Below are 14206 nucleotides of genomic sequence, written 5' to 3'. Positions count from 1 at the left end.
TCACCACCGGCCCGCAGGCAGACCGAGGTGCGGATGAAGACCCCCATTTCCCGACGTAACCTTCTGGCGGCTTCGCTGATCGCCATGGCTGCATCGGCCCACGCGCAAGAGCGCAGGCCGCGCGGCATGGAGCCGGCTGAGCGTATCGACGATCCCCGCGCCAGCTATTTCGACATTGGTCCGGCACAGAAACCCTGGCGCATCTTTATGGGCCTGCCCGCTGCGCCGCCCCCCGCGCAGGGTTATTCGGCCATTGTCGCGCTGGACGGCAACGCGACCTTTCCGATCCTGTGGCATCTGCGCGAAGAGATTGCGCCCAACGCGCCGGTGGCGGTGGTCGGTATCGGTTACCCGGTGAAGACCCGTTTTGATCCGCTGCGGCGCTGGTACGATCTGACCTCGCCCGGCAAAAAGCCGGTTCCGCCACAGCCTGACCTGCGCGGTCCGGGCGAACGCCCGACCGGAGGGCAGGACGCCTTTCTCGACATGATCGAAACCACGCTGTTGCCCGAACTGGCCCTGCGCGAACTGATCAATCCGCAGGATCTGACGCTGTTCGGCCACTCGCTGGGCGGGCTTTTCGTGTTACATGCGCTTTTTACCCGGCCGCGCCTTTTCGCCCGGCATGTCGCCGCTGATCCTTCGACCTGGTGGAACGCGGGCGAGCCCCTGCGTGAGGCGCGGGCGTTTCGCGGCGGCATATTGGCGGCGGGCGGGCGTCTGGATCCGCCGGCCCCGGTTCTGATCGCCAATTCCGGCAGACAGCCCGAAACACCTTCGCAGCCGCCCGCGATCCTTGCTGCGTTGTCCGGTATTCCCGGGCTGAACCTGATTCACCGGCCTTATCCTGATGAAAGCCATGGGTCGCTGATCCGCCCCGCCGCGCGCGACGCGCTGCTTTTACATCTGGGTCGGCCTCAGGAGCAGGGCGAATAAAGAAAAGGCCGGGCTAAGCGGCCCGGCCCAAGTGGCATATGCGTGCGGTTTTCAGACCTCTGGCACCAGAACTTCGCGCTTGCCGACGTGGTTGGCGGGGCTGACGATGCCCTGCTCTTCCATCTGTTCGACCAGTCGCGCCGCCTTGTTATATCCGATCGCCAGTTTGCGCTGGATGTAAGAGGTCGAGCACTTGCGGTCCTTGGCGACGATGGCAACGGCCAGGTCGTAAAGCTCGGCATCGCCCCCCTCGCCCGAGGACAGGCCAAGCACCTGATCTATCGACTCGGCACGCTCTTCGTCCGGACCCTCGACGACGCCAGCCATATATGAGGGCGGGCCAAAGGATTTCAGATGGTTCACGACCTCTTCGACCTCTTCGTCGGACACAAAGGGGCCATGGACGCGGGTGATGCGCGAGCCACCGGCCATATAAAGCATATCGCCCTGACCCAGCAGCTGTTCGGCCCCCTGTTCACCAAGGATAGTGCGGCTGTCGATCTTGGAGGTCACCTGGAAGCTGATCCGCGTCGGGAAGTTTGCCTTGATCGTGCCGGTGATGACGTCGACCGAGGGGCGCTGGGTCGCCATGATCAGGTGGATGCCCGAGGCACGCGCCATCTGCGCCAGACGCTGGATACAGGCCTCGATCTCTTTGCCGGCGACCATCATCAGGTCGGCCATTTCGTCGACGATGACGACGATATAGGGAAAGGTCTCGGGCTGGAACTCTTCGGTCTCAAAGACCGGTTCGCCGGTGTCCTCGTCAAAGCCGGTCTGCACGGTGCGCTTGAACATCTCGCCCTTGTCCAGAGCTTCGCGCACGCGGCCGTTATAGCCCTCGATATTGCGCACGCCCATCTTGGACATCTTGCGATAGCGCTCTTCCATCTCGCCCACGACCCATTTCAGGGCGACGACGGCTTTCTTGGGATCGGTCACCACGGGCGAAAGCAGATGCGGAATGCCGTCATAGACCGACAGTTCCAGCATCTTGGGGTCGATCATGATCAACCGGCATTCTTCGGGCGTCAGCTTGTAGAGCAGCGACAGGATCATGGTGTTGATCGCCACCGACTTGCCCGAGCCGGTGGTCCCGGCGATCAGCAGGTGGGGCATCTTGGCAAGGTTTGCCACCACCGGCCCGCCGCCGATGTCCTTGCCCAGGGCAAGGGGCAGGGGCTGGGAGCCGTCGCCATAGGCCTTGGAGGCCAGGATTTCGCGCAGCACCACCTTTTCGCGCCGGGCATTCGGCAGCTCGATCCCGATGACCGTGCGGCCGGGCACGGTCGACACCCGCGCCGACAGCGCCGACATGCTGCGTGCGATATCATCGGCAAGCCCGATCACCCGGCTGGCCTTAAGGCCCGGGGCCGGTTCAAGCTCGTAAAGCGTGACCACCGGACCGGGGCGGACCTCGGTGATCTGGCCTTTGACGCCGTAATCGTCCAGCACCGCCTCAAGCATGCGGGCGTTTTCCATCAGCGCCTCTTGCGACAGCTGATGGCGCTCGACGGTCGAGGGGGCAGACAGAAGCGACAGCGGAGGCCGTTCGTAATTGTTTGCCGCATCGTCAAAGCGCAGCGCGGGCTGGGCCTCGGATTGCGCCTGGCGTGAGGGGGCGGGCTTTTTCGGCGGCACCACCACGCGCGGGGTTTCGGCACCAAAGGGTGCGGCGGTGACGGGTTCGGGAAAGTGATCCTCGTCGTCGTCCCCGGCCCGCAGCGGAGGCTCATTGCGTGCCGGGGCCGAACGGGCTCCGGTCAGGCGTGCGGTCACCGCCGACAAAAGCCCTTTGCCTTCCGAGCGGGTGCGGATCGCATCGGTGATCCGGGCGCTGATTGCGGCATCCGATGGCGGCTCATCATCCTCGGCGTAATGCGTTTCGGGATCGACAAGCTCAGGCTCGGGCGCGAAATCGCGATCCTCGGCCAAAGGCGCGGGGGCAGGGCGCAGGCCGGGCAGGGCACTGCGACGCGCTTGCGTGGTCTGGCCCTCTCCACGTTCGCGCCGGGTCTCGCCCCGGTTTTTTATGCGCTGTGCCATGCCCGAGGACAGGCGTGCACCACGATCCACGCCGCGCAACGCCAGCAGCCGGGCGGTTGCCAGCCCCTCGCGCAGAAAGCGGGTGATAGCCGTCAGTTCCTTGCGGTCAAAGCCCAGCACGAATGCCAGCAGCGCAACGGCGCCGATGGCGGTCAGCAGCGCAAGGATCTTGATCGCGACCGAGGCCCGCAGAGGCATCGCCGACAGCATGCCCCCCATCAGCATATCGCCCAGATGCCCGCCAAGACCAAAGCTTTGCGTCCAGTCAGCGGGCGGGGCAAGCGAGGTGGCATAGACCGACACCAGCACCATGGCGAGCGGCAGAAAGATGCCGCGCATGATGCGTTCTTCGCCCCGGTGCAGCATCAGCCGCAGGCCCCAGACGACGGCGCCGACCACCAGAACCCAGGTGCCAAAGCCGGTAATCATGAACAGCGCCGAGGCGACATAGGCACCAAAGCGGCCCAGATAGTTCTGCGCCGGCTGGTCGGTTGCGGAAAGGAAACTGGGGTCATCGGGCGAATAGCTGACCAGCATCATCGCGATCAGTACGCCCAGGATGACCAGGCCTGCACCCAGCAGCTCTTTGCCGCGCCGTTCCAGCGCAGCCTGCGTGCTTTGGTCAAACAGCGGATCGCGGTGTTTCGCCTGCCAACTCGCCATGCGTCAACCCCCTTGATACAAACAGTTTTTCAGGCGGTTCAGCGCCGCCTCGGTCTGGTCAGCCGGTGCGACCAGCGCAACGCGGATGAAATTCCGCCCCGGATTTCCGGCGGCGGTGTCGCGCGCCAGATAGGCGCCGGGCAGCACCTGAATGCCGGCCTCGGCCCATAGTTTCTTTGCCGCGGCCTCGCCGTCCCCGACGCTTTCGGGGACCGGCAGCCACAGGAAAAAGCCACCCTGCACGGGTTGATAGCCCGGCACATTGCCAAGCACCCGGTCTGCGATCGCATATTTCTGCTGGTAAAGCGCGCGGCTGGTGTCGACATGGGCCTCGTCCGCCCAGGCGCGGGCGCTGATACGCTGAACCGGCAGCGGCAAAGGCGCGCCTGCATAGCTGCGCAACCGCCGCATCTGGGCGATCTGTGCCGCGCCACCCGCTGCAAAGCCCGAGCGCAGGCCCGGCAGGTTCGAGCGTTTCGACAGTGAATTGAACATCACCACCCGGTCGGCCAGCCCCATGCGCGTCGCCACGGCCAGCGCGCCGGGCGGGGGCGCATCGCGCCAGATTTCGGAATAGCATTCGTCGGAAAAGACCAGGAAATCATGCCGGTCGGCCAGCGCGATCAGCTCTTCCAGATAATCCTCGGATGCGATGCTGCCCTGCGGGTTTGCGGGTGAGCAAAGATAGGCCACGGTAGTGCGGTCCAGCACATCGGCGGGCAGATCGGCAAAGCGGGGCAGGTGACCCGTTTCAACGGTGGCCGGGACGAAGACCGCCTCGGCACCTATGGCCGAAGCTGCCACGGCATAGACCTGATAGAACGGGTTCGGCACAAGGATCGCCGGTTTCTGGCCGTTCTTTTGCTCGGGTGCGAGCGCGAGGGCGGCGTTGAACAGCCCCTCACGCGTGCCGTTCAGGGCCATGATCCGCTCGGGGCCGATCTGCAGCCCGTGGCGGCGTTCAAGCCAGTCCGAAATCGCCGCCAAAAGCTCGGCCGTCCCTTCGTTCGAGGGGTACTTGCCAAATTCCGCGATGCTTTCGGCCATGACCGGACCGACGAAATCCGGCAGCGCGTGGCGCGGTTCGCCAATGGTCAGGATCAGCGGATCGCCCCCGGGCTCGATCCCCGCGAGCAGGTTCCGCAGGCGCGGGAATGCGTAATCCGGCAGGTTCGAGAACCGCTCGGGAATTGCCATGACTGCCTCTCAGTCGGGGTCGTTGCGCCCCGTTTTGTCGCAAGATTACCGGCAATCCCCCCATGCGTCCAGAGTTTCACGGGCTGTTTGCGCCCCTTGGGCCGCGTTTTTCCCTGAAAATGACTGGTTCAACGCAGGGCAGCCTCGGCCGCGGCGGCGGCGGTAAGCAGGGCGCGGTCGTCGCCTGCCCGCCCCATCAGCATGATACCGCAGGCCGGATGGCCGGTTGGCAGGCTGATTGCGGGCAGACCAAGAAGGTTTGCGATACGGGTATTACGCAGCGTCAGCAGGTTTTCGCGGGTAAAGAATGCCTCGTCATTCAAAAGCCGCTCTACCGGGGGCGGCATGATCGGCACTGTGGGCAGGATCACCGCGTCAAAGCCCGCGACAAGCTCGCGCCAGATCTCGCGCAGGCGGTCAAGCTCGGTCCAGGCGGCGACGTAATCAGCGGCGAGCACATTCTGGCCGCCGCGGAACCGTTCAAGGATCGGGGGGTGCATCAGCTCGGGCGCGGCCTCGATCTGCGCGCGCCAGATGCCATAGGCCTCGGGCGAGAACAGCAATCCGGCAAGCGCCATCGCCTCGGCCACGCAGGGCGGTGCGGCATGGGTGATGCGGGCGCCGGCGCGGGCAAGGCGGCTGACCGCATCTTCGAAAGCGGCGACCGGTTCGGCGCGCGCCTCGTCAAAGGGCACGCCGTCCAGCACCATCAGCCGCAATCCGCGCGTATCCATTCCCGCCAGATCGGCAGCAGGTTCGCTGCGCAGAACGGCGAAAAGTTCGGCGCAGTCCTCGACGGTACGGGCGATGGGGCCGGCGACGTCAAAGCGGGGGCACAGCGGCACGACGCCTTTGCCATTGATCGCGCCGGTCGTCGGCTTGAAGCCCACGACCCCGTTCCAGGCCGCAGGCACCCGCAGCGAACCGCCGGTGTCCGTGCCGATGGCTGCCGCGGCCAGTCCCGTGGCGACCGAAACCGCCGCGCCCGAACTGGACCCGCCAGGTGCGAGGTCCTGATCAATGCTGTTCGGGGGCGTGGCCGTCATCGGGTTTACGCCAAGGCCGGAAAAGGCCAGTTCGGTCATATGGGTCTTGCCAAGGCAGACGAGCCCGTGCAGCACCGCCGCGCTCAGGATCGGCGCGTCGCTTTGCGGGGTGCGGCCTTGCAGCAGGCGCGATCCGGCCTCGGTCGGGATGGCGGCGGTGTCGATATTGTCTTTCCAACTGATCGCTACCCCGTCAAGCAAGCCGCGCCGCAGCCCGGCCCGCGCACGGTCATGGGCGGCGACGGCCTCGGCCCGTGCGCGCGAAGGGGTCAGGCGGGCATAGATCCGCTCGCCATAGGGATGGCGCGTGGCGGCATCCAGATAGGCCTCGGCCTGTTCAAGCGGGCTGATCAACCCTGCCAGAATGGCACGTCCCTGTTCCGCCGCTGATGCCTTGAGCCAATCCATGCGCTTCCCCCGAGCCAATATCTTTATGGTGATGATGCGCAGGCTATCCCGGCGCGGGAAGCCCTGCAATGAGCACGGTGGCAACCATGACACATGGACATTTCGCCGCTGAAAGTCATAGTGCGCCGCATGAGGACCGATTTCGACATCCTGATCGCGGGCGGTGGGCTGAATGGTCCGGCGCTGGCTTTGGCGCTGGCTGACGCGGGCCTGTCGGTGGCCGTGGTGGATACCCGCCCGGCCGATGCCCGCGCCTCTGACGTCTTTGACGGCCGTGCCTATGCGCTGGCGCTGGCCTCGCAACGGCTGCTTGCAGCACTTGGGCTATGGGCCGAGCTGGCCCCACATGCGCAAGAGATCCGCAAGGTCGAGGCGACGCAGGGCCTGCCGGGCGAGGGCGCGGGTCCCTTTGGCCTGCATTTCGACGGTGCCGAGCTGGAAGAGGGCCGTCTGGGCTATATGCTTGAGGACAGGTTCCTTTATCGTGCGCTGCTGGCCGCGATGGGGGGGCGGGTCACGCATCTGCCGGGCCTTTCAGTCATCGGGCAAGAGCTTGAGGGCCCTGCCATCCGCGTCACCCTGTCGGACGGGTGCAGTTTCAGCGCCAGTCTGCTGATCGGTGCGGACGGGCGGCAATCGGGCGTGGCGTCGCGGGCGGGGATCCGGCGCGTCGGTCACGATTATGGCCAGATCGCGCTGGTCGCGGCGGTCGATCACGAATTGCCGCATAACGGCACGGCGCATCAGTATTTCATGCCGACCGGGCCGCTGGCGATCCTGCCGCTGCCGGGTAATCGCAGCTCGATCGTCTGGTCCGAGGCCGAGGCCGAGGCCCGCGCCATCATGGCCCTGCCGGACGCTGACTTTCTGGCGGTGTTGCGCCCCCGCTTTGGCGATTTTCTGGGTGGGATCAGCCTGACCGGGCCGCGATTCTCATACCCGCTGAATCTCACGCTGGCCGAGCGTTACGTTGCCCCCCGCGTGGCCCTGGTCGGGGACGCCGCCCATGGCGTGCATCCCGTCGCCGGGCAGGGGCTGAACCTTGGCCTGCGCGACGTGGCGGCTTTGGCAGAGGTGATCGTTGCGGCCCGCCGTCGCGGCGAAGATATCGGCGCCGATCTGGTGCTGGCGCGCTATCAGGGCTGGCGCCGCCCGGATGCCACGGCACTGGCCATGGGTATGGACGGGGTCAATACGCTGTTTTCCAACAAAAACCCTTTGTTGCGTGCGGCGCGGGAAATCGGCATGGGGCTGGTTGATGCCATCCCACCCCTGCGGCGCGGGTTCATGCGGCAGGCGGCGGGCCTTAGCCTTGACCCCATGCCGCGCCTGTTGACCGGGCGCCGGCTGTAAGGAACGCTCACGGCCCTGTCAGCGTTAAGCACGCGCGCATCCAGTGAACGTGATGTGCAAGTCTTTGGAGGTCCGGTATCATTCCGCTCATGAAACTGAAAACGCTCGCCCTTGCGCCCGTCCTTTGCCTTGCCATGGCTTTTCCCGCCTTGGCAGAAAAGATCCCGCTGAATGAGATCTCGCGCTATCTCAACGGCCTCAAGACCGCCAGGGCGGATTTCACCCAGGTGAACGCCGATGGCTCGATCTCGACCGGAGTGGTCTATATCCACCGTCCGAACCGGGTCCGGTTTGAATACAAGGGTGACCGGACGCTGGTTCTGGCCTCGGCAGGACAGGTCGCGGTCTTTGATGGCAAGACGCGCGGCACTCCGCAGCAATATCCGCTGTCAAAGACCCCGCTGTCGCTGATCCTTGCGCCCAATATCAACCTTGGGCAGGCGCGCATGGTCACTGGCTATGCCGAGAAAAAGAATACCACGGTGGTCACGGCTCAGGACCCCCAGCACCCCGAATACGGCAATATCCAGATGGTTTTCAGCGCCAACCCGACGCAGTTGCGCCAATGGGTGGTGACTGATGACACCGGCAAGCGCACGACGGTGATTCTGGGTGAAATGCGGACCGGGCTTAGCTTTCCGCCCTCGACCTTTACCATCGAAAACGAGATCGCCCGCCGCAAATAGGCGGGCGAACCGGCCCCTTAGCGGCACGAGGCGAGCTGTGCCCGGTAAAGCTCGGACCGCTGCTGAACCCTGCCCGCCACATTAAGCAGCCACGGCTTGGAATTGTGCGAACCCCGGGCAAAGCCGTTGCGACCTTCGTGATAGGCAAGATACTGCGCGCCGGCATCCCATTTCGAGATACCAAGTATCCGCGCCGAATCGTTCATGTACCAGCCCATGAAGTCGGTGGCGTCGCGGATGTTGTCGCGGCGCGCGCGGCGGTTGCCGGTCTTTTTGCGGTATTCCTCCCACGTGTCGTCCAAAGCCTGGCTATAGCCATAGGCCGAGCTTTGGCGCCCCATGGGAATGATTCCCAGCGCATAGCGGTGCGGGGTGCGGGCATCGCCGATGAACTTTGATTCCTGATGGATGGTTGCCATCTGGACATGAACCGGTATGCCCCAGCGCCGTTCAGTCGTCTTCATCGCCCGCATATAGGCGGGCCTTTCCGCTGCAAGGGCGCAGGCGTTGTCCAGACTGCGCGGCGCCTTATAGTTTCCGCCGCCCCCGCAAGAGGCCACCAGCCCGACAATGGCGAGCTTGAGAAACCTGTTCATACTGCCCTCATGTCTTTTTTGCGGGGCAGAATAAGCAAATTCCCCGGCCGGGCGCAAATGACAATGGCTCGACCCGGTTTAACTGGGCAGGACCGAGACCGATTTTACGATGGCGTGACACTGGGTTCCGGGCAGCAATTCCAGCGCTTTGACCGAGCGTGGCGTGACTTGCGCAAGCATCCGCTCATTGCCAAAAGAGAGCTGGATCAGCCCGCCATCGACCCGCGCCACAGTAACCGGCAGGACGTTCAGCGCCGAAAGCCCCTGCGGTGCCTCACGGGCAAGGATGACCTCATGGGCGAGGATTCGCAGCCGCAGCGCCTGGCCCCGGGGCAGGTCCAGATCGGGCAACAGCATTGGCCCGCCAGCGGTAGCGACCCGGATCATGCCGTCGGCCTCGCGCCCTTCGACCGTGGCGCTGATCAGGGCCCCTGCCTCGCGCGCGCCAAGCTGGGGCGCAAGTTCGGGATCGGCAAGGATGCGGGTCAGCGGGCCGGAATGCAGCACCCGCCCCTGACGCATCAGAACCACCGTTGTCGCCAGTCGCAGGACCTCGGCCACGGAATGGCTGACATATAGGATCGGTAGCCGGATCTCGTCCCGCAGCCGTTCAAGCCAGGGCATAATCTCGGCCTTGCGGGCCTCATCAAGCGCCGCCAAAGGCTCGTCCATCACCAGCAGCGCCGGGTCCGACAAAAGCGCGCGGCCGATGGCAGCACGCTGACGTTCGCCCCCTGATAAAGTGTCGGGGCGGCGCTGTAGCAAAGGTTCAAGCGCCAGCATTCCGATGATGCGATCAAAGTCCCGCGCCGCGCCGCGCCGCCAGCGCGAGGGGTAACGCAGGTTGGCCTCGACCGTCATGTGAGGAAACAGCCGGGCATCCTGAAAAACACAGCCGATGCGGCGCGCCTGTGGGGTAAGGTTGGTGCGGTCGGCAAACAACACCCTGCCATCCAGCGCGATCCGTCCCTGATCAGGTCGCAAAAGCCCGGCAATGGCATTGATCGCCGTGCTTTTGCCGCAGCCCGAGGGACCGAACAACGCCGTTACCCCCGAAGGTGCCTCGAATGCGACATCCAGTGCCAGCCCGGGAAAGCGGTGACGAAAGGCAACCTCAAGCATCAGCCTCGTCCCTTCATCCGCCGTGCCAGCCACTCCGAGACCAGCACCGCTCCCATGGCGATCACCACCGAAACCGCGACCAGTCGCAACGCCGCGCTTTCGCCCGACGGTGTCTGTAACAGCGCATAGATCGCCGAAGGCAGGGTCTGGGTCTGGCCGGGAATGTTCGAGACAAAGGTGATGGTTGCGCCGAACTCTCCCATCGCCTTGGCAAAGCCCAGGGTTGCCCCGGCAAGGATCGCGGGCAGGATCAGTGGCAGCGTCACGGTCAGGAATATCCATGGCCGGGGCGCGCCAAGGGTGGCTGCGGCCTGTTCCAGCCTGGGGTCGACCGCCTCGAACCCCAGCCGGATCGCGCGCACCATCAGCGGAAAGCCCATGATCCCGCAGGCGAGCGCCGCGCCTGTCCAACGGAAGGCAAAGACGATGCCCAGCGGTTTGAGCATACTTCCGACCGGCCCTTGGGTCCCAAATGTGACGAGCAGCAGATAGCCGGTGACGACCGGCGGCAGGATCAGCGGCAGGTGGACGATACCGCTGAGCAGCCCGTGCCCGGGAAAGCGCCGTCGTGCCAGCAGCCACGCCACCCCGATGGCAAAGGGCAGGCTGACAAGCGTTGCCACCCCGGCCACCCGCAGGGACAGGCGCACGGCCTGCCATTCCTGAGGGCCAAGCCAGTCGGTTGGGATCATGGCGCGACGGTAAATCCTTGTGATTCAAGGATGGACCTTGCCGGCTCTTGCGTCAGGCTGTCAAGAAAGGCGGCTGCTTGCGGCGTATCGGCGGCGCGGGTCACGGCCGCCGGATAGGTGATCGGCGCGTGACTGTCCTGAGGGAAGGTCGCGATCACGCCGACACCCGGCTCGGCCACCGCATCGCTGCCATAGACGATGCCCAAGGGGGCCTCTGCGGTCGAAACGAGCTTTAGCGCGGCGCGAACGTTGTCGGCCTGGGCGACCTGCCCCTCGACCTTTTCCCACAGGCCAAGAGTGGTCAGCGCCTCTTTGCCATATTGTCCGGCGGGTACGGAATCGACCAGCGCCATGGCCAGTTTGCCATCACCCAATAGCACGGGCAGATCAGCGATATCCGCGCTGGCCGGCTTGCCGGTCCCGACCAGCACCAGCGTGTTGCCCAAGAGGTCGCGGCGTGTGCCGGGGTCGATATCGTCCGACTTTTGCACCGCATCCATCCATGCCGTCGAGGCCGAGATGAACAGATCAGCCGGTGCCCCCTGCTGGATCTGTTTTGCCAGCTGCGAACTGCCTGCATAGGAAATCACCAGCGTATCGCCATGGGTTTTCTGCCATTCGGCAGCGATCGCATCCAGCGCATCCTTAAGACTGGCCGCAGCGAAAATAGTGACTTCATCGGCCCGCGCGGCGGGGGCCAAGGCCAGTAAGGCGGCAGCAATCAGGGACAAGCGCATGAGAGGGTCCATTCGTTATGTCTGATTGGACATAACCAGACCGCGACAAGCCTGGCAACCGTTATTTACGTTGAAACATATCGCTGCCCTGCGCGAAGACGGGCCAGATGCTCGGCCCCCTGCTCGCGCAAAAGTGTCTCAAGCGCGCGGTAATCGGCCAGCACCTGCCGGCCCAGATCAGTCAGCTGCGCGCCGCCTCCACGTGCGCCTCCGCGGCTGCTGTCCACCAGTGGCGAGGTGAAATGCGCGTTCATCTCTTCGACCAAAGACCAGGCGCGGCGATAGCTCATCCCCATGCGTCGCCCGGCGGCCGAGATCGAGCCCTCTTCCTCGATCCCTTGCAACAGGTCGGCCTTGCCGCGCCCGAAGGTCAGGCCAGAGTCGAAATGCAGGCGCAGGCTTAGCCGTGGGTCGCTGGTCATGCAGGTATCTTGCGTGGATTCCGTAACGTTGCAAGGGGCCGGGGCTTTCCCGGTCACTGCGGCGCGGCTACGACTAATTGGATTTCAGCATGATCGGGGGGGAATCATGGCCCAGAACGATATCGTCATCCTGTCCGGGGCTCGCACAGCCATCGGCACTTTCGGAGGCAGCCTTGCGGATGTGCCGCCGATCCAGCTGGCCGCGACTGTGACCCGCGCCGCGATCGAGCGCGCAGGCATTGCCCCCGAACGTATCGGGACCGTGGTTTTTGGCCATGTGCTGAACACTGAACCACGCGACATGTACCTGTCCCGCGTGGCAATGCTTGAGGCGGGCGTGCCGCATACCACCCCGGCGATGAACGTGAACCGGCTGTGCGGTTCGGGCGCGCAGGCGATCGTTTCGGCTGTGCAGGCACTGACGCTGGGGGATGCCGATTTCGCCGTCGCTGGCGGGGCCGAGACGATGAGCCGCGCGCCCTATGCCGTGCCTTCGGCGCGCTTTGGCGCCCGGATGGGCGATGTAAAGATGCTCGACATGATGGTTGGCGCACTGACCTGCCCGATGGGTACCGGTCATATGGGCGTCACGGCCGAGAACGTCGCGCGCGAGCATGATATCTCGCGCCAGGCGCAGGACGAATTCGCACTGGAAAGCCAGAAACGCGCCGCCGCCGCCATTGCGGAGGGCCGCTTTAAGGAACAGATCGTCCCGGTCGAGATCAAGACCCGCAAGGGCGTGGTCAGTTTCGATACCGACGAGCATCCGAAAGCGACAGATCTGGACAAGCTCGCCGCGTTGAAGCCGGTGTTCCAAAAGGACGGTACCGTCACTGCGGGCAATGCTTCGGGCATCAATGACGGAGCGGGGGCGCTGGTACTGGCGCGGGCCGATGCGGCGCAGGCGGCGGGGACAAAGCCGCTGTTTCGCGTCATCGGCCATGCCGTCGCCGGTGTGCGTCCCGAGGTCATGGGCATCGGTCCGGTTCCGGCGGTTCAGGCGCTGTTGCAGCGCACCGGACTGAAGGCAGCCGATTTCGACGTGATCGAGTCGAACGAGGCCTTTGCCGCCCAGGCACTGGCGGTGAACAAAGAGCTGGGCCTTGATCCGGCGCGGGTGAACCCGAACGGCGGCGCCATCGCCCTTGGCCATCCCGTTGGCGCGACCGGTGCCATCATCACCGTCAAGACCATGTATGAGCTGATGCGCACCGGTGGCCGCAAGGGGCTGATCACCATGTGCATTGGCGGCGGTCAGGGGATCGCGCTGGCGATCGAGCGTATCTGACCCGCCCGGCGCCCCGGTTTGGCCGGGGTGCTTTCCTGCCGGGATCGCGATTTTTCCAGGCGGCAAAGTTCAGGTGCCGCGTGAAATCGGGCTGCGAAGAAATAGCAGAAAAACTGAACGGGCCGCTCTGTAAAAGAACGGCCCGCGAGTTCTTCGGAGATGGTCCGGTTAGGGTTGGTGCCTACCGTCCCAGCCAGGGTTTACAACCCTTGGGGCTGCCCTTAGGCCACGGCTCCCCTGACTGTCCCGACACCTCTCTCCAACATCACTCTCGACACTGGACCACCTCCTTTCAATAAGTTGCCGTATGAATCCAGCCTGCCACAGAACCATTGACAGTCAATGAATTTGCGCGCGGCGGCGGATCAAATTTCCTACAACGATACGGAAAGGGACAAGCGCCAGCACGGCCTGCGCCAGTTTCACGCCACAATCGGCGATGGCCAGAGACACCCAAAGAGGCTGAACCGGACCGTGACCCAGCAATGCAACGGGCTCATTTGCCCAGGAAACATCGTCGCCAGGAAAGAGTGGGGCCATCTGATCGGCAAAAGCGATGCTGAAAAAGACGGCCGTATCCAGGATCGAACCCGCGACGCTGGCCGCAAGCGGTGGGAGCCACCAGTTGTATTTTCGCAACTGGTTGAAGACCGAGATGTCCATCAGCTGCGCTGAAAGGAACGCCGCACCCGAGGCGACGGCGATGCGCAGCGTGGTCTTGTCCATGCCGGCCGCCACGACCGAACACAGCACTCCGGTCACGAAACCGGCATAGACCACCTTACGCGCAGCGGCGGGGCCATAGATCCGGTTCATGATATCGGTGACAAGAAAGGCGACGGGATAGGTCAGCGCCCCCCAGGTCAGCCAGTCGCCCAGCAGGTGCTGGACCAGAATGTTCGAGGCCACCACGACGGCGGCCATGGCGATGACGCCAGGAAGAATACGGGGCATGTCTGCTTTTCCGTTTTGGCAAGGTAGCGGAGACTCGGCCCCGACCGGGGCAAGGCCGGA

At 64.6% G+C, this 14206-nt stretch carries 13 protein-coding genes; 4 read left to right on the top strand and 9 right to left on the bottom strand.

Annotated elements, in window-relative coordinates; translation table 11 throughout:
* The first annotated feature begins 33 nt into the window (after nucleotides 1–33).
* On the top strand, nucleotides 34–936 hold the full coding sequence (locus PARACOCCUSGL_RS0100120) for an alpha/beta hydrolase (protein ID WP_010391819.1): 903 nt from the start codon (nucleotides 34–36) through the stop codon (nucleotides 934–936).
* A gap of 51 nt (nucleotides 937–987) precedes the next feature.
* Here PARACOCCUSGL_RS0100120 and PARACOCCUSGL_RS0100115 read toward each other — a convergent pair whose 3' ends face one another.
* The 3 genes from PARACOCCUSGL_RS0100115 to PARACOCCUSGL_RS0100105 form a co-directional block, all read right to left on the bottom strand.
* The gene (locus PARACOCCUSGL_RS0100115) at nucleotides 988–3645 is read right to left on the bottom strand and encodes a DNA translocase FtsK (RefSeq protein WP_010391817.1); all 2658 of its coding nucleotides are present in this window, start codon (nucleotides 3643–3645) and stop codon (nucleotides 988–990) included.
* Nucleotides 3646–3648: 3 nt separating this feature from the next.
* Nucleotides 3649–4842 (bottom strand): aminotransferase class I/II-fold pyridoxal phosphate-dependent enzyme, encoded by a 1194-nt coding sequence (locus PARACOCCUSGL_RS0100110; protein WP_010391815.1) that lies wholly within the window; start codon nucleotides 4840–4842, stop codon nucleotides 3649–3651.
* 128 nt (nucleotides 4843–4970) lie between these two features.
* Complete coding sequence (locus PARACOCCUSGL_RS0100105) at nucleotides 4971–6296, bottom strand: amidase (RefSeq protein ID WP_010391813.1); 1326 nt, start codon at nucleotides 6294–6296, stop codon at nucleotides 4971–4973.
* 129 nt (nucleotides 6297–6425) lie between these two features.
* Here PARACOCCUSGL_RS0100105 and PARACOCCUSGL_RS0100100 point away from each other — a divergent pair, with 129 nt between their 5' ends.
* Both PARACOCCUSGL_RS0100100 and PARACOCCUSGL_RS0100095 read left to right on the top strand, forming a co-directional pair.
* Nucleotides 6426–7649: a UbiH/UbiF/VisC/COQ6 family ubiquinone biosynthesis hydroxylase gene (locus tag PARACOCCUSGL_RS0100100; RefSeq protein WP_029371191.1), complete on the top strand. Its 1224-nt coding sequence runs from the start codon at nucleotides 6426–6428 to the stop codon at nucleotides 7647–7649.
* An 89-nt stretch (nucleotides 7650–7738) separates the two neighbouring features.
* On the top strand, nucleotides 7739–8335 hold the full coding sequence (locus tag PARACOCCUSGL_RS0100095) for an outer membrane lipoprotein carrier protein LolA (RefSeq protein ID WP_010391809.1): 597 nt from the start codon (nucleotides 7739–7741) through the stop codon (nucleotides 8333–8335).
* Nucleotides 8336–8352: 17 nt separating this feature from the next.
* Here the strand turns inward: PARACOCCUSGL_RS0100095 and PARACOCCUSGL_RS0100090 are convergent, their stop codons facing one another.
* The 5 genes from PARACOCCUSGL_RS0100090 to PARACOCCUSGL_RS0100070 form a co-directional block, all read right to left on the bottom strand.
* Entirely contained in the window at nucleotides 8353–8931 is a 579-nt protein-coding gene (locus tag PARACOCCUSGL_RS0100090; protein ID WP_010391807.1) for a lytic transglycosylase, read from the bottom strand.
* Between the two features lie 78 nt (nucleotides 8932–9009).
* Nucleotides 9010–10053: a molybdenum ABC transporter ATP-binding protein gene (modC, locus tag PARACOCCUSGL_RS0100085; protein WP_010391806.1), complete on the bottom strand. Its 1044-nt coding sequence runs from the start codon at nucleotides 10051–10053 to the stop codon at nucleotides 9010–9012.
* Nucleotides 10053–10745 carry a molybdate ABC transporter permease subunit gene (gene modB, locus PARACOCCUSGL_RS0100080; protein WP_010391805.1) on the bottom strand — a complete coding sequence of 231 codons (693 nt, stop codon included), beginning with the start codon at nucleotides 10743–10745 and terminating at the stop codon, nucleotides 10053–10055. Before modB ends, modC begins: the two co-directional genes overlap by 1 nt.
* A complete protein-coding gene (gene modA, locus PARACOCCUSGL_RS0100075; protein ID WP_010391804.1) occupies nucleotides 10742–11482 on the bottom strand; it encodes a molybdate ABC transporter substrate-binding protein in 741 nt (246 codons plus the stop codon). Before modA ends, modB begins: the two co-directional genes overlap by 4 nt.
* A gap of 65 nt (nucleotides 11483–11547) precedes the next feature.
* Nucleotides 11548–11904, bottom strand: a complete 357-nt coding sequence (locus PARACOCCUSGL_RS0100070) for a winged helix-turn-helix domain-containing protein (RefSeq protein WP_010391803.1) — start codon at nucleotides 11902–11904, stop codon at nucleotides 11548–11550.
* A gap of 106 nt (nucleotides 11905–12010) precedes the next feature.
* Here PARACOCCUSGL_RS0100070 and PARACOCCUSGL_RS0100065 point away from each other — a divergent pair, with 106 nt between their 5' ends.
* A complete protein-coding gene (locus tag PARACOCCUSGL_RS0100065) occupies nucleotides 12011–13192 on the top strand; it encodes an acetyl-CoA C-acyltransferase family protein (RefSeq protein ID WP_010391802.1) in 1182 nt (393 codons plus the stop codon).
* A 339-nt stretch (nucleotides 13193–13531) separates the two neighbouring features.
* Here PARACOCCUSGL_RS0100065 and PARACOCCUSGL_RS0100060 read toward each other — a convergent pair whose 3' ends face one another.
* Nucleotides 13532–14146, bottom strand: coding sequence for a VUT family protein (locus PARACOCCUSGL_RS0100060; RefSeq protein ID WP_010391800.1), 615 nt, complete (start codon nucleotides 14144–14146; stop codon nucleotides 13532–13534).
* Nucleotides 14147–14206 lie beyond the last annotated feature (60 nt).

Origin of the sequence: Paracoccus sp. TRP (genome assembly GCF_000185925.1) — a bacterium.
Taxonomy (GTDB): domain Bacteria; phylum Pseudomonadota; class Alphaproteobacteria; order Rhodobacterales; family Rhodobacteraceae; genus Paracoccus; species Paracoccus kondratievae.
The sequence above is the reverse complement of the archived record's forward strand: the minus strand, read 5'-3'. Positions and strand labels throughout refer to the sequence as shown.